Annotated in this window: 20 protein-coding genes; 9 read left to right on the forward strand and 11 right to left on the reverse strand. The window is 60.2% G+C overall.

Annotated features, from left to right (window positions below; all coding sequences use genetic code 11):
- Window position 1: 1 nt before the first annotated feature.
- Together K6U75_00490 and K6U75_00495 are read right to left on the reverse strand one after the other, a co-directional pair.
- Window positions 2-1,981: a glycoside hydrolase family 127 protein gene (locus tag K6U75_00490; protein ID MCL6473517.1), complete on the reverse strand. Its 1,980-nt coding sequence runs from the start codon at window positions 1,979-1,981 to the stop codon at window positions 2-4.
- On the reverse strand, window positions 1,978-2,448 hold the full coding sequence (locus K6U75_00495; protein MCL6473518.1) for a VOC family protein: 471 nt from the start codon (window positions 2,446-2,448) through the stop codon (window positions 1,978-1,980). Before K6U75_00495 ends, K6U75_00490 begins: the two co-directional genes overlap by 4 nt.
- Before the next feature lie 140 nt (window positions 2,449-2,588).
- Between K6U75_00495 and K6U75_00500 the strand changes: the two genes are divergently transcribed.
- Together K6U75_00500 and K6U75_00505 are read left to right on the forward strand one after the other, a co-directional pair.
- Window positions 2,589-3,569: a glycoside hydrolase gene (locus K6U75_00500; protein MCL6473519.1), complete on the forward strand. Its 981-nt coding sequence runs from the start codon at window positions 2,589-2,591 to the stop codon at window positions 3,567-3,569.
- A 2-nt stretch (window positions 3,570-3,571) separates the two neighbouring features.
- On the forward strand, window positions 3,572-4,954 hold the full coding sequence (locus K6U75_00505) for a hypothetical protein (GenBank protein MCL6473520.1): 1,383 nt from the start codon (window positions 3,572-3,574) through the stop codon (window positions 4,952-4,954).
- A 116-nt stretch (window positions 4,955-5,070) separates the two neighbouring features.
- Here the strand turns inward: K6U75_00505 and K6U75_00510 are convergent, their stop codons facing one another.
- Complete coding sequence (locus tag K6U75_00510; protein MCL6473521.1) at window positions 5,071-7,782, reverse strand: DUF2339 domain-containing protein; 2,712 nt, start codon at window positions 7,780-7,782, stop codon at window positions 5,071-5,073.
- A 339-nt stretch (window positions 7,783-8,121) separates the two neighbouring features.
- On the opposite strand from K6U75_00510, the gene K6U75_00515 reads away from it, so the two are divergent.
- The gene (locus K6U75_00515) at window positions 8,122-9,207 is read left to right on the forward strand and encodes a hypothetical protein (GenBank protein MCL6473522.1); all 1,086 of its coding nucleotides are present in this window, start codon (window positions 8,122-8,124) and stop codon (window positions 9,205-9,207) included.
- 55 nt (window positions 9,208-9,262) lie between these two features.
- Here K6U75_00515 and K6U75_00520 read toward each other — a convergent pair whose 3' ends face one another.
- The 5 genes from K6U75_00520 to K6U75_00540 all read right to left on the reverse strand — a co-directional run bounded on the left by K6U75_00520 (window position 9,263) and on the right by K6U75_00540 (window position 13,526).
- On the reverse strand, window positions 9,263-10,114 hold the full coding sequence (locus K6U75_00520) for an NAD(P)-dependent oxidoreductase (GenBank protein ID MCL6473523.1): 852 nt from the start codon (window positions 10,112-10,114) through the stop codon (window positions 9,263-9,265).
- 81 nt (window positions 10,115-10,195) lie between these two features.
- A complete protein-coding gene (locus tag K6U75_00525) occupies window positions 10,196-11,536 on the reverse strand; it encodes a glycoside hydrolase family 140 protein (protein ID MCL6473524.1) in 1,341 nt (446 codons plus the stop codon).
- A gap of 191 nt (window positions 11,537-11,727) precedes the next feature.
- Complete coding sequence (locus tag K6U75_00530; GenBank protein MCL6473525.1) at window positions 11,728-12,606, reverse strand: hypothetical protein; 879 nt, start codon at window positions 12,604-12,606, stop codon at window positions 11,728-11,730.
- Between the two features lie 12 nt (window positions 12,607-12,618).
- Complete coding sequence (locus tag K6U75_00535) at window positions 12,619-13,194, reverse strand: YceI family protein (protein ID MCL6473526.1); 576 nt, start codon at window positions 13,192-13,194, stop codon at window positions 12,619-12,621.
- Window positions 13,195-13,226: 32 nt separating this feature from the next.
- Complete coding sequence (locus K6U75_00540) at window positions 13,227-13,526, reverse strand: metalloregulator ArsR/SmtB family transcription factor (GenBank protein ID MCL6473527.1); 300 nt, start codon at window positions 13,524-13,526, stop codon at window positions 13,227-13,229.
- Window positions 13,527-13,699: 173 nt separating this feature from the next.
- Between K6U75_00540 and K6U75_00545 the strand changes: the two genes are divergently transcribed.
- Complete coding sequence (locus K6U75_00545) at window positions 13,700-15,001, forward strand: NAD(P)/FAD-dependent oxidoreductase (protein ID MCL6473528.1); 1,302 nt, start codon at window positions 13,700-13,702, stop codon at window positions 14,999-15,001.
- Here K6U75_00545 and K6U75_00550 read toward each other — a convergent pair.
- The gene (locus K6U75_00550; protein MCL6473529.1) at window positions 14,998-15,540 is read right to left on the reverse strand and encodes a flavodoxin domain-containing protein; all 543 of its coding nucleotides are present in this window, start codon (window positions 15,538-15,540) and stop codon (window positions 14,998-15,000) included. The genes K6U75_00545 and K6U75_00550 overlap by 4 nt on opposite strands.
- Window positions 15,541-15,752: 212 nt before the next feature.
- Between K6U75_00550 and K6U75_00555 the strand changes: the two genes are divergently transcribed.
- The gene (locus tag K6U75_00555) at window positions 15,753-16,901 is read left to right on the forward strand and encodes a DUF1385 domain-containing protein (protein ID MCL6473530.1); all 1,149 of its coding nucleotides are present in this window, start codon (window positions 15,753-15,755) and stop codon (window positions 16,899-16,901) included.
- A 192-nt stretch (window positions 16,902-17,093) separates the two neighbouring features.
- The gene (locus K6U75_00560; protein ID MCL6473531.1) at window positions 17,094-18,158 is read left to right on the forward strand and encodes an NDP-sugar synthase; all 1,065 of its coding nucleotides are present in this window, start codon (window positions 17,094-17,096) and stop codon (window positions 18,156-18,158) included.
- A gap of 59 nt (window positions 18,159-18,217) precedes the next feature.
- On the opposite strand, the gene K6U75_00565 is transcribed toward K6U75_00560, so the two are convergent.
- Window positions 18,218-20,461 carry a dehydrogenase E1 component subunit alpha/beta gene (locus K6U75_00565; GenBank protein MCL6473532.1) on the reverse strand — a complete coding sequence of 748 codons (2,244 nt, stop codon included), beginning with the start codon at window positions 20,459-20,461 and terminating at the stop codon, window positions 18,218-18,220.
- 100 nt (window positions 20,462-20,561) lie between these two features.
- On the opposite strand from K6U75_00565, the gene K6U75_00570 reads away from it, so the two are divergent.
- Window positions 20,562-21,332, forward strand: a complete 771-nt coding sequence (locus K6U75_00570; GenBank protein ID MCL6473533.1) for a DeoR/GlpR family DNA-binding transcription regulator — start codon at window positions 20,562-20,564, stop codon at window positions 21,330-21,332.
- On the opposite strand, the gene K6U75_00575 is transcribed toward K6U75_00570, so the two are convergent.
- A complete protein-coding gene (locus tag K6U75_00575; GenBank protein ID MCL6473534.1) occupies window positions 21,325-21,771 on the reverse strand; it encodes an Rrf2 family transcriptional regulator in 447 nt (148 codons plus the stop codon). The two genes, K6U75_00570 and K6U75_00575, sit on opposite strands and share 8 nt — an antisense overlap.
- Window positions 21,772-22,075: 304 nt before the next feature.
- Here K6U75_00575 and K6U75_00580 point away from each other — a divergent pair, with 304 nt between their 5' ends.
- Together K6U75_00580 and K6U75_00585 are read left to right on the forward strand one after the other, a co-directional pair.
- Window positions 22,076-22,822 (forward strand): hypothetical protein, encoded by a 747-nt coding sequence (locus K6U75_00580; GenBank protein ID MCL6473535.1) that lies wholly within the window; start codon window positions 22,076-22,078, stop codon window positions 22,820-22,822.
- Entirely contained in the window at window positions 22,753-24,378 is a 1,626-nt protein-coding gene (locus tag K6U75_00585; GenBank protein ID MCL6473536.1) for a hypothetical protein, read from the forward strand. Before K6U75_00580 ends, K6U75_00585 begins: the two co-directional genes overlap by 70 nt.
- Window positions 24,379-24,380 lie beyond the last annotated feature (2 nt).

A 24,380-nucleotide genomic window follows, 5' to 3' on the forward strand; every position in this document is an offset into this window, starting at 1 on the left:
ACTATCCGCCGTCCCAGGCGTGGCGCCAGCGTCTGCCGGAGAACTCCCCCGCGCTGGTGTTCTCGCCCTGCAGGTGGTGGGCACGCTCGGAGGCTTCGTCGCCTATCTGCACCACATCTATGGTGCGCGCCTCCAGTGCTCGCAGGCGTTCTTGCTCGGCGCGATATTCGGCTTCCAGCTGTCGCCACTGCTGTTCAGTGACGACGCGCCAGTAGACGGTATAGCGCTGGTCGTGCGTTCGGTAGAACGGGATAAGCCGAACGTCGTTCGGTCGTCCCGCACCGCGTGTCTGCCAGGTGAGCGACTGTCCGCGTACGGGTTTCAGCCAAGCTTCGGGCGCCTTACCACCGGTCACGAGGACGGGTACACGTGGCTCAGGCTCCTCCGGCTTGCCCAGAGCCCCCGCAAGCACCACCGGTCCGTGCAATAGGGCAAGCAGGTTCGGGTCATCAGGCATGGACTGCGTGTGCAAACGCTGAGGAAGTGTGATTTCCAGACGGTCGCCATCCTGCCAGCGGCGGGAAAGCGACAGATAGCGCTGAGTATCTGTCTCGAGACGCACATCCCATCCGTTCAAACGGGCGGTTATCGCCTTTGCTTTCCAGTACGGCTCGCGAAGGTATAAAGTCGTCGCCACCGGCTGCCTGCAGGCGAAGGTCAGGCGGACGTTGCTCTCTTCCGGGAAGCGTGTCTCCATGCGGAGGGTAAGCCCTTTCTCCTGCCAGCGAAGCTCGGACGGGATGAAAAGATTCACCCACAGCCCTTCCGCGTTGCGGAAGTAGATGGTATCGCCGTATTTGGTGTGGTTCTCCATGCCTGTGCCCACACAGCACCAGAAGGAATCGAAAGGCGTGGAATAGGTCTTGAAGTGTCCCGGTTTGAGCGGGATGTAATAGCAAACCATGCCCGTTTGCGGGTGCTGCGAGGCGAGGATATGGTTGTAGAGCGCGCGTTCGTAGAAGTCCATGTGCTCTGCTTTTGGTTCCCAAGCGAACAGGTGGCGCGTGAGCTTGAGCATGTTGTAGGTGTTGCAGGTTTCGCACGAGTTGGTCGAGAGGCGGTCGGACAGCCTGGCGGGCGGACCGAAGTGTTCGTAATCGCTGTGCCCACCGATGACGTAGGAGTGGTGGTTCACCACCCTGTCCCAGAAGAACTCGGCGATGCGGCGATAGCGTCTCTCGCCGGTGAGCTCGTACAGTCGCGCCACACCGATGACTTTGGGTATCTGTGTGTTGGCGTGCAAGCCGGGCAGGCAGTCCTCGCCGTTCGCCAGACGGTCTAAGACCGCCCGGTGGTAGAACTTGCGGGCGAGCTCCAGATACTTCTCGTCCCCGGTGAGGGCGTACAGGTTCGCCATCGCCTCATTCATGCCGCCGTGCTCACAGGCAAGCATCTGCTGCCATTGTGCTTCGGTCAGTCTCGCTGTGGTGCGATGCGCCCAATCCGCCAGTTTTCTGGCGACATCCAGCGCCTGCTCGCTGGCGCAGAGGCTGAATGCGTCGATCAGTCCGGCGAACAGCTTGTGCATGGTGTACCAGGGTACCCACACTCCGTTGAGGTCAAACGGTTGGGTGCGGATGTTGCCCTCAGCGATCTCGCGGAAGACTCGTTCGCCTTCGGGGATTGCGCTCACGTATCCGTTGCCGTGCTTCGCCTGACACTCCGCCAGCTCGCTCACGATGTAGTTCACGCGCCGGCGGAACTCTTCCTCACCCGATGCGGCGTATTGCAGGGAACAGGCGGACAGATAATGCCCCAGCGAGTGCCCCGAAACGCCCATCGTCTCCCAGCCTCCGTAAAGGGGTGCTTTCGGTGGCAGACCCGCATACAACCGGAACCGGTGCAGGAGACGGTCGGGTTCCAGAGAGAGCAGATACCGGGCGTTGCGCTCCATTGCCTGCCTGAACGGGCTGTCCAGCAGACGCACCTGCGACAGGGGAACGGGTTCTGCATGGAGACGTATCGCTCGGTTCGGCATCATTCCACCCGCGCTTTGCGCACGCGCTCCAGCAGTTCTATTTGCACGCCCAGCTGCGCCTCGGCATCGAAGTAGGCGTACTGTCCCTCGCCCATGTCCCCACGCTGAACCAGAGGGATGCCATGCTCTTTCAGGAACTCCGCACTGGCTTGCATGTCCTCCGTCCAGAAGGCAATGTGATGCACCGAGTCGCCGTGCTTGTCCAGCGCCTCCTTCCACGTGCTGGGCTCGCCAATGGGTTCTATCAGCTCCAGCTGCACCTGCCCCAGGTTGAAAAACGCCAGCTTCGCCTGCGCGTTGCTGGGTTGCCCCCGATAGGTCATGTGCACCTCGTTGCCCGGCTGGGTGATGATGACGTCCGGCAACGGCTGTCCGAGAATCTGCGCCCATCGCTGGCGCGCCTCATCGATGTCGCGCACCACAATCGCGATTTGCGAAACGGTGGTGTTTCCCAGTCCTTTCGCCGACATAGGCTCCTCCGATTGCTTGTGATTACAGGAGTGATGCAGTTGAAATGTGGATTCGGGGCAGAGGCGATGGAAACCTGCAAACAGGAGTTTGCCCGGCAGGGGAGAATCATGCTACGACCTTTTGCTCACGGAGGTGCCGCATGTCTGCAGGCAGCCCGTACTCCCAGCGTATCTCGCGGGGGGAATTAGCAGGCTCGTACCAGGCGTTCCCGGACGCCTGCCGTCTGAAAAACGGCGATATCCTGTGCGTGTTCTATGCAGGTTACGGGCACGTCTCCCTGCCCAATCGAGAATATCCACGTGGGGGACGCATCTGCTTCGTCATCTCCAGCGATGAAGGACGTACATGGAGCCAACCGCAGGTACTCTATGACGGACCCGACGACGACCGCGACCCCCACATCACTCAACTACACGATGAAACGCTCATCTGTTCCTTCTTCACCTACCGCGCAACCGACAGGGGCGTGGAGTTCGACACGAAGGTAGTGTTTTCGCGCGATGGGGGAAGAAGCTGGGGGCGGCGCGCGCTGATGGTGGCGAAGGGGTACGCCGTCTCCGCGCCCGTGCGCGAGATTGCGCCTGAAAGATGTTTGCTCGGCGTCTATACAGAGGGTGGCGAGCGAACCTTCGCGGCTGTGACCGGTTCCGGTGACGGCTTGCACTGGAGCGAACCGATCCCGCTGAGCGCGGGTTGCCCCACCTTGCCTGACGGCTCGGAGACGGACATCATCCGTCTGAAGGACGGTGTGCTGATGGCGGTTATCCGCAGCGATAAGGTAAACATGCACTTCTGTCTGAGCAGGGATGAGGGCAAAACGTGGACGCCCCCGCAGGACATCGGCTTTCGGGGTCATGCGCCGCATCTGATGCGCCTGGGCACGGGCGAAATCCTACTGACCCACCGGTTGCCGAACACAGCCCTGCACATTAGCCGCGACGAGGGCAGGAGCTGGGAGGGACCGTTCGTACTGGATGAGGTTATCGGAGCCTACCCGTCAACGGTGGAGCTAAAGGACGGCTCGGTTCTTGTCGTCTATTACGAGGAAGGCGAGGGCAGTGCGATACGCGCCATGCGCTTTCGCGTGCGCAAAAACGGCATTCAAAAGCTGAGGTGGTAACCATGCGAAACGGCGATTGGGTTCTGGATGCATACTGGGAGCTTTTTGTCGACGGCGCAGTGATAGACCGGCTCGGCGGCAAGGCGGAATTGCGTCTGCACCATCCGGTGCCGCAGGAGGTGGTGCTGGAGTGCGACCGCCCGTGGGAAGGCAACACCAGCGGTTACTTCACCGTGTTGCAGGACGGTAAGACCTTCCGGATGTACTACCGCGGTTCCGACTACGGCGTGAAAACGAAAAAGCAGACGCATCCGGAAGTAACCTGCGTGGCGGAGAGCCACGACGGCATCCACTGGGAACGCCCCAGTTTGGGGCTGGTGGAGTTCGGCGGCACGAAGCGAAACAACATCGTATGGACGGGCAGAGAGAGCCAGAATTTCGCGCCGTTCATCGATGAGAACCCGGCTGCGCCCGCGCATCAGCGCTACAAGGCGGTGGCAAGCGTAGATGTGCCGGGCAAAGAGTGGGGAGCGTTGGGCGCGCTGGTGTCGCGCGATGGGATACGCTGGCAACGCTTGCGCGAAGAACCGGTGATTACCGAAGGGCACTTCGACTCGCTGAACACCGCGTTCTGGGACCCGGTGAACGGGCGATACCTCGAGTTTCATCGCTTGTGGCACGAAGAGTATCGGGACATTGCGATGTGCGAGTCGAAGGACTTTGTGCGCTGGACAAAACCGCGCTTGCTGGACTGGGGCGGCGCGCCGCGCGAGCATCTGTATACCAACGCCATACGCCCCTATATCCGCAACCCGCGCATTCTGCTGGGTTTCCCGATGCGTTTCGTTCCCGACCGCGCCAGATTACCCGAAGACCCCTATCCCGCGCTATCGGACAATGTGTTGATTGTCAGTCGGGACGGCTTGCACTTCAAACGCTGGCTGGAGGCGTTCCAGCGGCCGGGTCCCCAGCGAGAACGCTGGGTGAACCGCAACAACATGCCTGCATGGGGTTTACTCGTCACGCGCTCTGCCCTGCCGAACTGCCCCGATGAGATTTCTTTCTACTCGGTGGAGGGGTACTATCTGCCCAATCAGACCGCCCGCGTCAGGCGGTTTACCCTGCGTCTGGACGGCTTTGTGTCGGTGAACGCACCCCGCGCTGGCGGGGAGGTGCTGACCAGACCGCTCGTGTTGCGGGGTAACAAACTGCAGGTAAATGTGGCAACCTCTGCGGTCGGCGTTGTCAAGGTGGAGGTGACCGACCCGCAAGGCAACCCTATCAGGGGCTTTGCCGCCGACGACTGTGTGGAAATATATGGCGACGAGGTCGAACAGGACGTGCGCTGGAATAATGCCGACGTTCGCTCGCTGCAGGGGAAGACGGTGCGCCTGCGATTCCTTCTGAGCGACGCAGACCTGTATGCTTTCCGTTGCGCGCAGTAGGGCGTTCCATGCGTTGTCTGGAGGGCGAATCTCCGGGTCAGCCGAAAAGACCGCGAAACGGCTCGGCAGGAGCCTCGCCCTTCAGCGGGGTATTCGACACCAAAACACCTGTGAACTCAGGTGTGTCGCAGGCTACCGGTCTTGCCAATCCCGTAGCGGCTGTACAGCCATGAGATCGCAATCAGCGTCAGCCCCAGCCCGCCGAAGGATAGAATCCGCATCGGCGTATCCAGAAAGCTCAGGTCAAACAGAAACACTTTCAGCGCGGTAAAGCCCAGCAAACCCAGCGCCGCGAGACGCGCGGGTTGTAACGAGCGGATGATACCGGCTACCAGCATCACCGCTCCGAACAGCGTCCACACCAGTGAAATCGCCATCTGTGCCAGCCGCTGCCAGTCTCCCTTCAGCGCGCCCGTGGCGTACCAGTAATAGAACGCCTCGTAGGTTTCCTGAGTGACGCCCCACAACAGCACCGCCATCGCCAGCGCGTAGATGCCGCCTGCTGACGACAGCTCGGACGGGGTGGCTCCCGATGGACGGCGGCTGAGCAGCACCGCTATCCACACTGCCGATAGCGTACTCACTGCAAACGCCAGAGCTCGCAGGTTCCACAGCGGTAGCCACGCCGGAGAAACGCTCGAACCGGGGAGCGTGAACAGCGAGTACATCACCAGCACCAGCACCGCCGCGACGCCAGCCGCATACCCCAGCAAGCGCATCCCCAGCAGGTTCCAGGTCATGCCGAGCGTCACAAACAGCGCGCCGAGCAGGCTCCAAAGCGCGACAAGGGCAAACCACGCCGCAATTGCCCACAGCTGCGCATCGACAGACATCCGCCATGCGCGGAAGCCCAGATACACCTCTGCAGAAAGCGCAGCGAACATCAGGATGCTGACCAGCACCGTCAGGTAGCCGAACGCCTGTGTCTCCTCCGAAGCGGCACGCTCCTGCTCGCGCGCCACCATCCACGCCAGCACCGCCAGCAGGATGCCCACCAGCAGGGTGGAGAACCAACGCATATTCCAGAAGGGCGTCCATGCCTCCACAGGCGCGGATGCTATCGCCCACACCGGCAGGACTGCCGCCAGCGTGGCGATGCACAACGCACACAGGCGCACCCACAGGTCATTCACCTTTGCTCCCAGCCGGTGCAGGAGCAGGGCGTACACCGCCCAGACGCTGGCTACCGAGTACATCGCCACTGCTTGCCACGCCTGCCCGAACCGGGAGGATTGCCACTGCACGGCGAGGGAGGTTTCCTGCGCCAGCAACCATGCCCCACCCAGCGTTGCCAGTGCGCCATACCATGGAGCGAGTTCGTCCTGAGTGCCTGTCGTTCGACGGCTTTCCAGAGCCATCCACGCGGTCGCCATGACCGCCGCCAGCAGAGGCAGACCTTGCTCGTTGAGCAACAGCAGGTGCCTGCGTGTTTCTGCCATCGGAACGACCACCGCTATTGCCAAAAGGGTGATAACCCACACGATTTGTCCCGCGCGCAGCAGCAACGGGTTACGCCATCGCAGCCCCAGCGTCACCAGCACCGCCGCCTGCACGCTCCATCCCACCACGAGCCAGTCTTGCTTCAACTGCATCGGTACGGAAATGGTCAAAAAGAAGAGCGCGATGCCTGCCAAGCTGTCCCGCAGACTGCGGTTTTGGGGAGCCCTCTGGTGGACGAGAAGGCTCAACCCACTGAACAGGACGAACATCGCAAGGGCAAAGGCAGCGGGATACTTCCCCAGTGCGTTGCCAATGAGCGCGTACCCCGCCAATGCGTATACACTGGTGTCGGCGAAGACCAGCAGCAGCTCCTCGGCTTGCGTGCTGGCACGCTGTATCAGACTGCGAAAGCAAGCGCACCCGAGAAACAGCAGGAAATTCAGCGTCACGAACCCGAAAACAGACCAGCGGAATCGCTCGTGATAGCTACCCTCCGCCCAGCCCAGCAACAGCAGGATGGTGGCAAAGAAGCTCAGCCATACCAGCGTACGCCACTGCCTGTACAGTGACACAGCGAGGATACCCGTGTTCAGCACCGTCACGTAGGTCAGGAGCGGGTAGGGGCTGACAGGCGCACCGCCTTCCGAGCGCAGGAGCACCGGTGTCAGGAAACCGCCGATGGTAGCCAGCACGCTCAGGCTCATCGCATCGTAGCGCAGGGCAAGCATGACTCCGAGAAACACCGTCGCCGCCATCAGCGCGAAGGATGCTTCAAACGAGAGGAGATGGTACCGTTGCGCCCCCGCCCAGATGCTGAGATAAAGCACTGCGATGCCCGCGCCTGAAATGCCCTCGCTGAACCATCGCTCCACCCGCCGGCGTGAGTACTCGCCGAAAGCCAGCAGAATCGCGCCTGCAGCGAAGCCTGAAGCCAGCTTCGCCGTGTTTCCGAGAAACTGCCAGGTGTAAGCGAGGAAGAAAGCCAGCGCAAAGAAGGTGGCGATGGAGCCAAGCCATAATGCCCCCTTTCCTCCCACCACCTGCTCCCAGTAGGCGCTGATTCCCGTATCTGCCTGCACTGCTGCGGGGGCAACGGGGGGTACGGGCTCGGCTGGCGGAGGTGGTTCAGAGGGTTCGGGAGTAACACGGGCAGCGGTCTGCTCGGGAAGTGGAGGAACAATCGGAGGTGGGGGAATGACGGGCTGTGCGGCAATCACATCGCGCAGCTCAGGAGCCGTTTCAGCAGCGGCAGGCGGCTGCGGTTCGGCAGGTTTGGACGCGCCTGCTTGCTGTTCTATCCGCTCCACCCGCTGTGCCAGTTCCGCCATCTGGCGTTCCAGATGTTCCAGCCTCTTCAAAACACGCTCCGAATCCTCTGGCTCGATCATGGCTCGCGCCTCCGGCGAAATGCATCCGCTGACAATGACTCAATCGGGGCCAGAAAAGTTGCTGATTTCGAGACCAGAGCAAAAAAACCCACAGGTCAGTGCTGCCTCCGACCTGTGGGAAGTTGGGTGTGCTGCCTATAGGATTGTCCAGTAATGCTTAATCTATCTAAATTATACAGCGTTTTGCGGAAAAAGTCGAGAGGTTTTGCTGGCGCCAGGAAAATTTTCCTGAAAAATCGTCCCCTTATGCCGCGCCGTGTTTATTCGCGGCGGGCAGGTTTTTGCTTGCAGGGACGGGAACATAAGTTCACAGTCACGCAACATGGCGGAGGAACACCCATGCAGACGTTAACGAGTGTAGAGCGTATTCAAAACATCCTGAAGCGACAGCCAGTGGACCGCATCGGCGTCTTCGAGCATTTCTGGGGCGATACCTACAGGAGCTGGCTGGAGGGGGGCTATATCCGTGAAGGCGAAAACCTCGCCGACCACTTCGGCTACGATTTGGAGCTTTGCTGGCCGTTCACCATGGTGGCCGACCTCGACTTCGTGCCGGAGGTGGTGGAGGAGACCGAAGAGACCATCCTCGTGCGCGACGGCAACGGTGCGTTGCTGCGACGACACAAGCTGCACGATTCCACCCCAGAACATGTGGATTTTCTGGTGAAAGACCGCCGCGCGTGGGAGGAGTATATCAAACCCAAACTCACCCCCGACCGCCGACGCATCAACTTCGAAGCCTACCGCAACACCCGCCGCCACGCGCAGGAGAAACAGCGATTCTTCTGCTGGTCGGGCGTGAACGTGTTCGAACTGATGCACCCCGTGTGCGGACACCAGTACATGCTGATGGGCATGATCGACGACCCCGACTGGGTGAAGGATATGGTGAACACCTACGCCGACCTGACCATCCAGCTGATGGAGATTCTGTTTGCGGAGGAGGGGTTGCCCGACGGCATCTGGTTTTACGAGGATATGGGTTTCAAAGGGCGCCCCTTCATGTCCCCAACGATGTATAAGGAGATTGTGCAACCGGGGCATATCAAGACCATTCAGTTTGTCAAGAGCCTGGGGCTGCCGGTCATCATGCACTCGTGCGGGTATGTGGAGCCGCTGGTGCCGGGCATGATCGAGGCGGGAATCGACTGCCTTCAGGTGATTGAGGTTAAGGCGGGGATGGACCTGGTGCGTCTGTACCGAAACTTTGGCGACCGGTTATCCTTCATGGGCGGCATCGATGTGCGCGTGCTGTACACGAACGACAAACGCCAGATCGACGCCGAGCTGGAAGCCAAAATCCCCATCGTCAAGCAGAACTACGGCTACGTGCTGCACAGCGACCACTCCATCCCCAACACCGTGCACTACGAGACCTACCGGTACTTTGTGCAGCGGGGGCTGGAGCTGGGCACGTACGGATAGAGGGAAGAAGGGTGCGGTTCATCGCTACCACAACATGGAGAACCAACGGGTGGGTTCACCCCCGTGGGTCTGGTCGGCGGTTCATCCTCCTCCAGTAGGTGACGATACCCGGCTGCGTCCAATCAGGCTCGCCGAGGTGCTTGACTGCCTTGAACACTTCATGCACGACGCCCGTTAGCGGGACGGCGGCTTCGTACTCATGGGCGAGTTCCAGAATATAGCCCAGGTCCTTATAGTGCAGCACCAGCTGTCCACTTCCTGTGAAATCCTCGCCCAGCACGCTGTCGGGGATGGGCAACTCGAGAACGTCGCGGATGAGCTCCGGTGACAAACCGATGGAGCGGGCGAATTCCGCCGCTTCGCACCACACCGCCAGCTGGCACGCACCGATGAGCTGGTTCACCGCCTTCAGCCGCTGTCCTGCGCCCACCTCTCCCACGTGCGCCACTTTGTAAGCGATAGCCTCCAGTATCGGCATCGCGCGGGCAACGTGCTCCTGTTCACCGCCTACCATCACGATCAGCCCCGGCGCGCGCCATGTCACGGGGGCATCTATCCACGCGGCGTTGCGTTCAGCACACCGTTGAGCCATCTCCTCGTCCAGGCGAGGATGCGTCGTACTGGTGTTCACCAGCAGGTGCTCGGGGCGCAACGCCGCGAAAACGCCGTTTTCTGCCTCCATCGCTGCCCGTACCTCGCGGTTGCCCGGTACCGCCAGCAGAATGACGTCGCAGACTTCCGCGATGTGCCTGGAGCTGGCGGCAAGGGTAGCCCCCTGTTGCAGCGCCCACTGGAGGCGTTCGGCGTTCACGTCCAATGCGTGTACGCCATACCCTGCCTGCCGCAGACGTTGCAGGTAGTGTCTGCCCATCATGCCAAGCCCAATGACGCCGATGTTCTGCGCCATAGCGTGTGCCCCTTTCGTTTCAGCGCGTCTTTATCAGCAGCGCGGCGTGTCCCTCCAGAGGTGCTTTCATAGACGCCTCCTTTAACTGCCTGGTTTTCGGTATCGCTTGCCCACTTCATCCAGCACCAGCACCCAGTCTTCCTCTCGAGATTCTCCGACGGGGGGAGTGAACTCCTGCTCGCCGCGGCGCACAAACTCGCCAATCGGCTGCGCCTGTCCGTTGCGCGGGTTGAACCACCAGGCGCGGATGTTTTTTCCACTCAACGCATCCAGATGGACCCTCACCGTTTTGGCCACCGGCAGATAGATGAAGGCGTAGCTACCGTCTGCCCCGCGCGCTGCCCGCACATGCTCTAACCCTGTGCCAGGGTCGCCTGCAATCAGCGACTGGTCTGGGATGCGCAGCAGCATCGGTCGCGAGAGCATCAACTGCTTCGCATGGCGCATCTGCGAAGCGCCGGGCAGGTGCAGGGCTTCTTTCCAGGCGGTACGGGCGTGGGAGATGGGTTTCCTCTTTCCGGGCTCATACATCTGCCAGATGTCATGGCAGCCGTAAGTATGTCCATGCGCCCCTGCCAGCAACGCCCAGTAGGCGGCGCGGCGCACATCGTGGTCGTTGAACCAGCCGTTTTTTGGGTCCCAGTTGATGGGATGGTCCTCGTAATTCGGTTCCCCGTCCATGCAGGGTTTGACGGGCTGCAGGCGGTAGTCCTTCTGTATCATCTCGTAATTGGGTATCGGTCTGGCATGATGCCCCGACTGAAGCATATTGAAGTCCAGCCACTCTTCCCGATGCAGCCACTGCGAGCTGTGGTTTCCGCCATTCGGGTGGTAAGTGATGAGATGTGTTCCGCCGTCCCCGTGGCGCAGACCTTCCGCCATCGCCCGCCAGATGGCGAGGTGCGTCTCGGTATCGACAGGACGGTCGCCGCCCAGTATCCAGATGATGGGCTTATCCCGATAACGCTTTCCCAGAAACTCACCGTAAACGCGGGCATTTTCCGGGGTGAATATCTCAGGACCGACGCCCCACTTTTTGTTCACCTTGTCGCCCCAGGTAGGCAACATAGCGATGTATAGTCCCAGCTCCTGCGCGAGGTTCACCCCGAAGTCCACGTGGCGGAAGTATTCCTCGTTGGGCTGGGTGGGGTCATTGCGGTGAAGGGGGGTATGTGCATAGGCGTTCGGTGTGCCCAGCCCGTCGAGTTCGGCTAAAGCAACCGCCTGTATCACCGTGAAGCCTTTCGCGGCGCGGTCTTTCAGATACAGCTCCGTTTCCTCGCGCGTCAGTCGGTGGAACAGCTCCCACGCGGTATCTGCCAGATAGAAGAACGGCTTGCCCGTTTCGGTGACCAGGTAGCGTCCATGACACGGATGGTTCTCCTGACGAAAGACGTGCAGACGTGGCAGCTTTTTAGGCATCTGGTTCCTCCGTTCAACAACCCTTGTTTTACCTGACCCTCCAGCCCCCTTCCCTGAGAGGGAAGGGGGAGCCGCATCCCTCTCCTGTCAGGGGACAGGGGTGAGGTCAAATGGTCTCAGACGTCGCCCGAAAAAGACCCCTGAGAACATCGATAGAACGAATGGAACGGAGATTCCTTCACGTGGAAGGCTCAGTAAACGTATGCCCCAGCGGAAGCCACATAGGCGCGATAGGTCGGAACCATCACCGCAACAAGCACCGCTGCCGTGACGACGACGCACAACGCAGCAACTACCCAGACCGACCTGCGCCTGAGTGGAGGAGCCAGCGCAAGGAAAGGGCTGAGTGAAGCCACTGCCATCGCGACGATGCGCCAGATGGGGACTGGTACGAAGGCAATAGCTTCCACCCAGATGAGTCCCAGCATTCCCGCAAGGAACGCAACCCCGCCTGCTCCCGCGATACCCTTCAGCCGCCAGAGGGTGAGGGGCACCATGACACCGGCTACCGCCGCCACCGCACCGCTCATCTGCGAAAGGGACGAGCTGTTGGACCACAGCAGGATGAACCCACCGCCACCGGCGACCATCGAAAGGATGAGCGGCGAGAGGAAGCCCGGTTGCTCATCCGCAAAGCGTGCCTGAACACTCCACCATAGCCACCAGCCAGCTGCCAGAGAGGCTATCCAGAGCAGGGCGGACACCCCCTGCCACACGTTACCCACCAGCGGGCGCAGCACCAGCCACGAGACAACCGCCACCAAAACCAGCCGCCCAAGATGACGCACCAAAGGCTTCTGGTTCAAAAAGTGTTCCACGCCTCCCCAGATGGCAAGCACGACACCCGTAACAAAAAGCCAGTCGTTGGAGTCAACGGGCGGAAAACTGCGCGGCAGCCCGATGATGCGCCAGTGGGCGAAAAGATAGCCCACTGCAAGGGCGAGAGGAGTGCCCCCGTGAGAAGGCACTCCCTCCCTGCGCCACGCACGCCAGAAAAAGAACAGGAGAGTCGCCGCGATTGCCGCAGGCAGTAGTGCTCCCCAGAAAATCTGTTGCATGAGAAAAGACATCCGTTGCTCCCGCTATCGCATTGCCTCGATGCTGAGGGTTACCCGCACATCATCTCCCAGACCGGGCAATCCGTACCGGATACCGAACTCACTGCGCCGGATGGTGAACGTCGTCTCGAAGCCAATGATGTCTCTACCCTGTGCGTTCTTCCCCTTGCCGGTCAGGGTCACGTTCGCCGTGATGGGTCGGGTGACTCCGCGCATGGTCAGGTCGCCCCGCACCTGCACGGTGTTCGCGTTCACACGACGAATTTCGGTACTCCTGAAGGTTATCGTTGGGAACTGTCGGGTGTTGAAAAAGTCCGGGCTGCGCAGGTGATTGTCGCGCTGTTGGTTGTTGGTGTTGACGCTGTCAGCGTCTACCTCGATGTTGATGGAGCTGCGGGCAGGGTTCGCCTCGTCCACCACCACTGTGCCCTTCATGCTGGTAAACATCCCGTAGACGTAAGCGGTGTTCATGTGCTTCACGCGGAACACCAGCGAGCTGTGCACCGGGTCGATCTGGTAGGTTTGCGCTGCTACCGGCACACCGGCGGAGATACTCCACAGGAGCATCGTCACGGCAAAAGCTTGCAACATGGTCTTCATGCGTCATCCTCCTCCTCGATGTATTTCACGCGCTAGGGCGTTGTTACCGGTTCCTTGTTGCCGCCAAGCGATTCCATCAGGTTCTGCCCGAACTGCTCCACCGTTTCTCGGCGCAGGCGAAAGTAATGGTGCTGTCTGTGCTTGCGCATCTGCACCAGCCCTGCGTCCACCAGCTGGCTCAGGTGATGTGAGACGGTTGCCTGGGCGATGGGGAACAGCTCCGCCAGCTGCCCACAGGAAATCTCTTCCCGCTGCGCGATGGCTTTCAGAAGGGCATAGCGCGTCGGGTCTGCGATGGCTTTGGCGATTTTCAGCAGGCTCGCGTCGTCCATACCGTCTCACATACATTCTCAAACGTTTGTCTATGCTTCTATACGTCGATGTAGCAATGAAAAGTTCCCCATGAGGAACGCCGCTTTTAGAGAATTCGTAATATGTAGTGTGTTTAAGTATATGCAATATGTCCGAGTGCGCCCGTTCTCCCGAATCCAGAAGGAGGTTTGAGATGACCGAGAAGCAGGTGCATGTGGTGGTTCTGGGAGCGGGGTTCGGTGGACTGAGCGCAGTACGACAGCTTGCCCGCAACCGCAACGTGCGGGTAACGTTGATAGATAGAAACAACCACCACCTTTTCCAACCACTGTTGTATCAGGTGGCAATCGCCGGTCTGGAAGCACCTCAGATTGCGTGGCCTGTTCGCGCCATGCTACGCCGCTATCCCAACGTGCGCTTCCTGATGGGAACGGTGCAGTCGGTGGACACTCTTGACAGGCGTGTTTGGGTGGATGGTAAGCCTGTCTCGTACGACTATCTGGTGGTGGCGATGGGCAGCACTTCGCACGACTACGGCATTCCGGGCGTTGGCCAGTATGCGCTTCCGCTCAAGTCTCTGGGGGATGCCATGCAGATTCGCGATAGAGTACTGTGCGCTGTAGAGGAGGCTGTGCGTACGGCAGACCCTCTACGCCGACAGGCATTGCTCACCTTCGCCGTCGTGGGCGGCGGCCCGACAGGTGTGGAGCTGGCAGGTGCGCTGGCGGAGCTGAAGAAGCATGTGCTGGCACGCGACTATCCAGAGGTTGGCCTGCATGAGGTACGGGTTATGCTGATAGAAGCCAGTGACCGTCTGCTGTCGTACCTGTCGTCTTCCGCTTCGGATTACACGATGCAAGCCCTGCAGCAGATGGGGGTGCAGGTGTTGACCAGCAGCCCCGTACAGGAGGTGACTCCCTTCGGGATACATATCGGCGGCAGCGGCTTCCTGCCCACTTACACCGTCATCTGGACTGCAGGAGTGAGGGGCGTGGCGTTACCCGGCCTCCCGGCTGGGCAGAATGGACGCATTCCCACCACGCCGGAGCTGCGCGTTCCTGAGGCTCCCGAAGTGTATGTGGTGGGCGACCTGAACGGGCTGGTGGTAGATGGGAAGCTATTGCCGCAAGTGGCACCCAACGCGAAGCAGCAGGGCATCTGGGCAGCGCGAAACATCTTGCGACGGATACACCACGAGCCGGAGCTGCCGTTCCGCTACCGCGACAAAGGTCATCTGGTGACCATCGGACGACATTGCGCCGTCGGCGAGGTGAAGGGGCTTCGGTTCACCGGACGAGTGGCGTGGCTCGCGTGGTTAGCGGTGCACATCTACTACCTGACCGGGCTACGCAACCGCTTCATGGTGCTGGCAAACTGGATATACAGCTACTTCACCTACGATTTCGCGGTGCGGGTAATCCATGACAAGCACAGATTCCCGCACCCGGATGAGGTGGAGAGGGACACGGCGCCCGACCTGGCCGCCCGCGTTTAGCCCGTTCTGGTCTGTAGCGGATGCGCCTCGCGGTTGCCGTCCATGTAGACCGCCACCCACTGCGCCAATCGCTCTCCCAGACGCTGGCAGGAGGCAATCTCGTTCTCGGAGCGGGGTTCCCCTGCCAGCACGGCTCCATAGTGCAGGGTGAACTGCTTGCCCACGTAGTCGGTCACGCCGAAAACGAGGAATCCGAAGTTCATCAACACGGTCAGGACGGTCATACAGGCAAGTTCGGCACCGCCGCCCCATCCGCCGGACGAGGAGAAAGCGCAGCCGATTTTGCCGTCCACCTTGCCCCAGATACTGCCGCCGACCTCGTCCCACCACTGCTTCATGCGCCACGAAATGGTACCCATATTGGTCGGGGTTCCTACGGCGATGCCGTCGCACCACAGCAGGTCGTCTGCGGTGGCCTCATCCACGCTTTTCAGCCGAACCTCCGTGTTCGGTACGGACTCGGCTCCCTTTGCCACCAGTTCCGCCATTTTGCGGGTGTTACCCGAAGCGGTATCGTAAAGCACCAGCACCTTGCCCATTTCGCGTAACCTCTTATTCTAAAGATGTTTGTCTATATATCCATACGTTTTCAGGGAAGCAGGTGTTCCCTTGAAGGGATGTGGAACAAACCTGCCGCACGCCATCTGGGGGACGAAGCCGTTAACCGGCGACACTTTCCCGGATGTTGCCGGGTGACCTGTTACAAAATGCACCGGTTTCGAGGTATGCTATTACGAGAGGTTTATGCAACATGATGCTTTGGAGCCTGCCTGTGGAACGCTATATGACGAGTGTGCCGGTGCTTTCGCCGGACGACCCGCTGGCGAAGGCGGTTGCGCTGGCGCGAGCGGCTCGCACGGGCACACTTCCGGTGGTGCAAAACGGGCGGCTGCTCGGTGTGGTTGCCGAATCCGATATCGCGCGGGTGATGCAGCAGGGCGACCCGCACCAGCAGCAGTATCTGCCCGTCAGCGCGGCGATGACGCGAGAGGTCATCTCTGTCTTGCCGTACACTCCCACCACGCGTGCCCTGCAGATAATGCAGGAGTACGGCTTCTCCTCCCTGCCGGTGATGACGAAAGACGGCGAATATCTGGGTACCTTACTGAGGTCAGATGTGCTCGCGTTAACGTGCGAGACCGTACGCCCGCCGGTAGTGGGTGGAATGGCCACCCCGCTCGGTGTTTATCTTACCGGCGGAGGTGTACGTGCAGGGGCAGGGGATTTGGGTCTCTTCCTCACGGGTGTGCTGCTGATGGTGCTGAACTTGCTGGCTATCACGCTGGTCTACTCCGGGTCGCTCTGGATCCAGCAGCGCACGGGCTTCCCACTCCATGCCCTGTTGGTTTCGCCCACGGCATCATTGCTGGACTGGCAGGATTGGGTGGGCATTGCGCTGCGCGCCATGCCGGTAGTGCTGTTTCTGCTGTTTGTGCGGTTCTCTCCAATTGCGGGCGTTCACGCGGCAGAGCACATGACGGTACACGCCATTGAGCGGGGTGAGCCGCTGGATATCGAGTACGTGCGTCGTATGCCCCGTGTGCATCCACGATGCGGCACCAACCTTGCGGCGGGGGCGGTCATCTTCCTGACGCTGGCTAATCTGGATACCGGTGTCTATCAGGACCTGACGTTGCTCTTTGCTCTGGTCGCCACCCTGCTTGCCTGGCGTCCTGCCGGCAACCTGTTACAGGCGATATTCACCACGCGCCCCCCGAACGAGAAGCAGCTGCGCAACGGCATTGAAGCGGGCAAACAGCTGCTGCACCGCTACCAGATGCAGGGATACCGTCCGCTGACCCTGCGCGAACGGATATGGAATATGGGCATCCTGCAGATTGCCGCCGGGATGATGGTCGTTTGGCTGTCGCTGGATATCCTGGGCTTCAGTATCTGGTAATCTGCATCGAAACGACCATCTTGCCTGTGCAACCGGTGCACAACGCACCGTTTTTTCGCTTTTTTCAACAGATTTTTCGTACAAAACCTCAGATTCCCCTTTAGATTTTTGAAGAGATGCCGATAATACGCAGTGGTTCGCTATTCATTTCACCTGCACCCAGCAGGACAGTTCGTATGGAGGAGAGTCACGATGCAAGCGGTGATACTTGCGGGAGGACAGGGCACGCGCTTACGTCCATTGACTACGCGCACTCCCAAACCGATGGTACCACTTTTCGACCGCCCTGTGATGGAGCACACGCTGTTGTTGTTAAGAAAGCATGGTATCCAGCAGGTGTTTGTCACGTTGTCCTACAGGGCGCGAGAGATTATCGATTACTTTGGCGGTGGTAGCCGCTGGGGCATGCGCATCCACTACTCCATCGAGGACGAGCCGATGGGGACGGCGGGAGGTGTGCGGCGGTTCGCCAGTTCACTCCACGATACCTTTCTGGTCATCTCTGGCGACGCGGTAACCGACTTCGACCTGAGCGAAGCGGTCGCGTTTCACCGGCGCAACGGAGCCATTGCCACGATGCTCCTGTATTCCGTAGAAGACCCCACGCCCTTCGGCATTGTGGAGACCGACAAGGACGGCAGAATCCGCCGCTTTTTGGAGAAGCCGTCCGCCAATGAGGTCTTCACCAACACGGTGAACACGGGCATTTACGTGCTGGAGCCTTATGCGCTGCGCTTTGTACCGGACGACCAGCCGTTTGACTTCAGTCGAAACCTGTTCCCGCGACTGCTGGCGAACAACGACCCCTTCTTCGGCTTTCGGGCGCAGGGCTACTGGTGCGACATTGGCAACCTGTTGCAGTACCGGCAAGCGCATTTCGACGCGCTCACCAATAAAGTGTCGCTGGACCTGCCTGCAGAGCCTGTGCGCCCCGGCGGCTGGATAGGCGAAAACGCAGTGGTGGACGGTAACGTCAAACTGGAGCCACCCTTCTATATCGGCGCAGGTACGCGGCTGCAGCGTGGGGCTGCCATCGGCAAGCACGCGGTGATAGGAGCGCGTTGTCTGGTGGAAACAGAGGCTTCTATCCATGCTTCTGTGGTGGGCCCCGGTGCACGGGTCGGGGCAGGCACACGTCTCACCCATTGCGTGGTGGACTCCGGCGCGCATGTAGAAGCACGCACCGCTTTGAACAATGCTGTGCTCTCAGTCGAGACTATGGCTCCCCTGGCTTCATCCCTGCCTCTGGCGGCGTAGCAACAGGGCAGGCAGGACATCTCTGCCTGCCCTCCGGTATCGCTACTGCAACCCTGTTTCTACTGGCACAGGAAATGCACTGCCGCGATGACGTCTTCGCGGGTGGGAATGGAGGCGTCCTCTAACGTCTCGCTCATCGGCACGGGCACATCCTTCGCCGCCAGTATCACCGGCTGCATGTCCAGATAGTCCCAGCCGCTGTAGCCGTTCTCGAAGCGATACTCCAGTATCTGTCGCAGGAACTCGTTGGCGACCCCGCCCTTGGTCCAGCCTTCGGACATCAGGATGACGCGCCCGGTCTTGCGTACCGAGTTGGCGATGGTGGTGATGTCCAGCGGGTGTAGCGTGCGCGGGTCAATCACTTCACAACGAATGCCTTCCTGCTCCTCCAAATCCCACGCGGCGTCCAGCGCCACATGTACCATGCGCGAGTACGCCACGATGGTCACGTCCTCGCCGGGCTTTTTGATGTCCGCTACGCCCAGAGGGATGATGTAGTCCTCATCGGGTACTGGTCCCATCACGCCGGAGTAGAGCAGCTTGTGTTCCAGGAACATGATGGGGTTGTCGTCGCGCACCGCCGCTTTCAGCAAGCCCTTGGCATCATATGGCGTGGCGGGCATGACAAGGTAGATACCCGGTACATACAGCCACCACGCCTCCATGCTCTCGCTATGGTGCGCCGCGATACAACGCCCGACGCCACCCTGTGAGCGGTATACCACCGGCACTTTGGTCTTCCCACCGAACATGTAGCGGTTATACGCGGCATTATGCAGAATCTGGTCGGAGCCAAGCGTGGTGAAGTCCACATACTGGAACTCCACGATCGGTCGCATACCGCGCATTGCCGCACCTGCACCTGCACCGGCGATAGCGAGCTCGGAGATGGGCGTGTCGATGACACGTCGACCGCCGAACTCATCCCACAGCCCACGCGTGGCGGCGTATGCCCCGCCGTACAGCCCCACGTCCTCGCCCATAACGAACACACGCCAGTCGCGGCGCATCTCTTCCGCGTGTGCCTGCGCCAGCGCCTCGTTGTAGTACTTGATGGGGACGCCATACTTCTCTTCCAGCCGCTGTGCGTCCTCTTTTTTCAGTTTGGGCATAGTTGCGCCGCCCGGAGTACCTGCCTGCTCACGAGCGATGCGGCGGATTTCGTCTTCAATCGGGCGGATGCGGGCACGCAACGCCTCTTCTTGCTCGCGCTCGCGGGCGAACTCGATGGGGTCTTTCGGCACGTAGAGGTCGTCGAAAAGCTCCACCGCAGGAGGGAAAGGACTGGCTTTGGCAAACCGCTCTGCCTCGTCGATGGTTTGACGCGCCTTTTCCATCACGGCGTCCATCTCCGCTTCGGTGGCGATGCCAGCCTCCAGCATTCGATGACGCAGCAGCAGGATGGGGTCACGCTGCCGATACTCCTCCAGCTCCTCTTTGGTGCGGTAGCGCTGCTGGTCGGACAGCGAGTGCCCGAAGTAACGGTAGGTGCGCGCCTCCACCAGCACCGGTCCCTTGCCTTCGCGACACATCTGTACCGCCTGTGAGACCTTTTCTTTCACGTCCAGCACGTCCATGCCGTTGCACTGGAAGCCCGGAATGCCATAGGCTTCCGCTCGTTTCACCACATCGCGCACTCGCGAGGCGTAGGGGGCTTCAGGCACGCTACGGTCATGCCAGGGCATGGACATGGCATACAGGTTGTTCTCACAGATGAACACGACCGGCAAGCCGTCATGCGTTACCGCAGCCAGATTGAGCGATTCGTGAAACGAGCCCGTGTTCACCGCACCATCTCCGAAGAAGCACAGCACCACCGCGCCCGACTGCTTGAAGCTCTCCGCCAGCGCCGCGCCGACAGCGATGGGAATATTGCCACCCACGATACCGGTCGCGCCGAGATTGCCTTTTTCGACATCCGCGATATGCATCGAGCCTCCACGTCCGCGACAGTAGCCGGTCTCACGACCCATCAGCTCCGCCAGCATCTTGTTCCAGTGCGTCTGGCGGTCTTCTTCGCTGTCGCACCACAGGTTGCCAATTGCGCCGCAGTGCCCGTGCCCGCGGTGCGTACTGGTAATCATATCGTTGCGGGTAATCGAAGCCACCGCACCCACCGCCACTGCCTCCTGTCCGGCATACAGGTGGGATGCGCCTTTTATTTGTCGACTGCGCACCAGCTCATACACTTTTTCTTCGAAGAAGCGTATCTCATACATGGTGCGCAAATAGTCCAGCAGTTTCTCTTTCGGTTCCTGAGTGATGGGGTCACTGCTCTTTTTCGCTTTCGTGCTGATAGCCATTTCCCTCCGAGCCTCCTGCGATATTGCGTTGCAAGCCGTCTGCTGATATAATACAGCAACAAAGGAAAACATTCAATGCTTCAAGCGTAAACAAACGAAAATGTTTGCGGAAGAGCGGCGACAACAGATTTTGCAGCACCTGCGCCAGACGGGCAAGGTGACGGTAGAAGAGTTAAGCGCGCGTTTTGGTGTGTCTGCACCAACTATCCGTGCCGACCTGAGCCTGTTGGAGAAACAGGGGTTACTGCGGCGCACGCATGGCGGCGCATTGCCTGTGGAAAGCACCCTGTATGAGCCTCCATACGCTATTCGCGAGATGAAGAACCTGCCCGAGAAGCGAGCCATCGCGCGGGTGGCGGCTACGCTGGTGCAGGATGAGGAGACGGTGTTGCTGGACGCCGGCACCACCACTTTCGAGGTGGCTCTGCAACTGAAGCAGCGACGGGGGCTGAAGGTCGTCACCAACTCGCTGGCGATTGCGCTGGAGCTGATGGAGCGTAAAGACATGGAGGTGGTGTTGCTGGGCGGAAGCATTCACCCCGCACGCCGCGCTACGCTGGGCGAACTGGCGCTGCACGCTCTGGACGTGGTTTACGTGGACCATGCCTTTCTCTCGTTCAACGGCGTGGACGTACGCGCCGGTTACACCAGTGTGGATTTTGAAGCCGCCGCAGTGAAACGCAAAATGATGCAGCACGCGAGACAGGTCATCGTGGTGGCAGACCATGCGAAGGTCGGGCAAATCGCCTTCGCGCAGGTTGCACCTGTTCACACCGCGCACTTACTGATTGTGGACGACGGTGTTCCCCCCGATGCACTCAGCGCGTTCGAAGATGCGGGCGTGCGAGTGCTGATTGCAGCCGTTACTTAAGCTGGATTTGCTCCCACGGTGGATTGTGCGTGGCCATCTTATCCAGCGTGACTTTCGCCAGCTGCTGCTCCGCCATCTCGCGCAGAAGATTCCATGCCTGATGGGCGGCACAGGGATGGATGCAATCACACATCACACGGTGGTCCAGAAGACACTGCTTCTTCTCGATTTGCCCCTCACAGGCATTCAGGATGTCCAGGTAGCTAATCTGGCTGGGCGGGCGGGTCAGCGAAAAGCCACGCTCGCGTCCACGATGAGCGTGCACCAGACCGTGCTGCTCGAGGTCCTTGAAAATAGCGTACAGGAAGTTCACCGAAACATCTGCCTCCTGAGCAAGCTCTTTGACGGTGACAATCGCACCTTCGCCCCGCTTTGCCAGATAGGCAAGTGCACGCACCGCATACTCCGTTTGTACCCCGCTATCCAGAAGCCGAATCATGTTACATCTCTGCCTAGTATAGTGTAGCCAATCGCTATAATGATATACCTCTTAGCTACGTGTTGTCAAGGGTTGACGAGGGTGTTCGATTTGAATCCTCCAGACGCCTTATAGAGAGCGATGCTTCCCGTGTGCCGTGACACGCCTCCCCGCGCCGGGGACGTCAGGTGGGAGTTGGTTCACGAGAGGCACGCGAAACGCAGGCTGAGCTCTGTGTATTCTCAAACAGACTCTCACCATATCTTGACGCGCTGATATCCCCTGATGTACCATAGAGACGCCTTGTTGAAAGGAGGGATAGGCGATGCGTTGCGCAGACCCACGAGGGATAAAGTGTCTGTTGCCTCTGCTGGGCGCCGCGGTCGTCGTGCTGGCAAGCAGTAGTCCCGCACCTGCCAAGTCGGACATCCAGTGGCTTTTGCGGTCGACGGTCTACACCGCAGACGTTACTTTTTCGTCTGATGGGAGATGGATGTTAACCTCTGCCTACCCCAGCACCGTGCTGTGGGATGTAGGACAGCAAAAGCCTGTTGCCAGCTTTGCGGGGTGGCGGTCGACCTTCCTCGGGAACCGCCTGTTCGCCGTGCAAAACGACAGGGTGGTTGACCTGTATGAGTTTCCCAGCCTTCGGCGCATCTACCAGCTGCAGGCGAACACTCGCCCGTATCGCCTGTGTGCTTCCCGCGACGGCAGGTGGCTGCTGGTGCACTATCCAGTGCAGGTGCGGCTGTGGAGCACGATGCCGCCCAAATTGCTGAAGACCATCAGCCAAGAAGAGGGAGCCATCGCAGCTGCCGCATTGTCGGCGGATGGTCGCTTCTTCGCCTACCGGCCCATTCTTGCTTACATGCAGTTGCTCGACATCGTCATCTGCCGCACTGCCGATGGCAGGGTGGTGAAGCGCTTGCCCGTCGAAGAGCCGGGCGAAATCGCGCTATCCCCGGACGGCTCGCTGTTAATCGTTGCGGTGAGAACATCACCGTGTATCGGGTCGCGGATGGGACGGTACTGTGGCGTGCGCCGTTCGGGGCTGGTAGTAACATTTCGATAGCCGTCAGCAACGACGGCAAATACCTCGCGGTGAGTGGGTATGCGTTGGCAGAGGGAATGTGGCATCTGCGACGGCTGTCCGATGGCGCGCTGGTGGCAAGCGGGGATATAGTCGGTGATTTTAGCGGCACGTGGGGTGTGCCGGTAAGTTTCTCCCCTGACAGTCGCATCCTGTATCTCGTGATTGGAGAGGTCATCTGCATGATAGACACCGCCACCGGCGCGGATTTGGGTAATTGGTCTGTGACTCCCTCGTTTCGCGTGTTGCGCTTCTGCAGGGGCGGTGAACAGATAGTTACTTCCGACAGGTATGGCTTGAACTTCTACGCCACCGCCGACGGCAGGCTGCAGGCGCGTGTTGCCCTGCCGCATGACCCGGTATATGACACCGAAGCGATTTCAGAGGACGGAACACGGTATGCCGTTTTTAACACGGAGGACGGCTTGCGGCTGTTCTCCATCACCGATGGTGGTGAGGCACTGCCCGTACTGAGCATTTCCCCCACCGAACTGCCGGACCAGCTCTTCAGCCTGCAATGGACGGCGGATGGCGCGTGGGTATACGCCAGCGCCGGTTCGACAATTCTACGGGTCCGGGCATCGGATGGGGCGGTGCAGACGCTGGTGGAGGATGCTGGCGATTTCGCGGTCAGCGCCGATGGACGTTATCTGGTGTTCTCCGCCTACATCACGCAAACCATCAACGTGCTGGATATCGAGCAGAACAGGGTGCTGTATTCCTGGCAGGGTAGCGAGTTCCAGCTGCTGGACGCGGTGAATCAGGTCGCCGTCATCGAGAGGACAGCGGACAGTACGCGGCTGTATCTGTATGACGTGCTGACCGGTGAGGGGCGATGGGTGGCAGGCTGGGCACGCCCTAGCGGCTGGGCGCAAGACGTAGTGACGGTCGCGCCGGATGGTCAGTTCATTGCCAGGATAAATGAAGAGGAGCGACGCACAGACCTGTATAACCGCTGGGGTTATCCCGTCGCCCGGTGGGACGCGCCTTACGGTGGACAGCCCATTCTTTTCTCGCCGGACAGCAGATATATCGCCATCGGTTCATCGCAGCTGGCGATAGCGCGAGGTTTACCAGGTGGCCAGCGGTTATCGGGTACGCTGACCCTGCTCGGCTGGACAGGTCTCCTGCCTGACGACCTGCGTTACACCCTTCGCGATATCGGCACGGGACAGGTGATCGCGGAGGCACCACTCAGTTTGACTTCCATGCTTGGTATCGGCAGGGCGCGGTTTGTCGTGGGGGTGCCGTACACCGACGTGTTGCTGACCGTTTCCGGCACGCCGTTTCTCTCCAGAACGGTGTATGTACCGCGTCAGGACTGGTTCCTTCCCATCTCCATTTACTTGCGCCCAGGCGACGTCGACGGAGATAACGAGGTGACGCTGTTTGACTTCGGGCAGCTGGTGGTGGCGTTTGGTAGCGTGGCAGGGGAGGAACGCTACAATCACCGCGCCGACCTGGATGGCGACGGAGAGGTGACTCTGTGGGACTTCGGTCTGCTGGTGGAGAACTTCGGCATGGTGGGGGACGAGTAACG

This window comes from Bacillota bacterium (assembly GCA_023511455.1).
GTDB lineage: Bacteria > Armatimonadota > HRBIN16 > HRBIN16 > HRBIN16 > HRBIN16.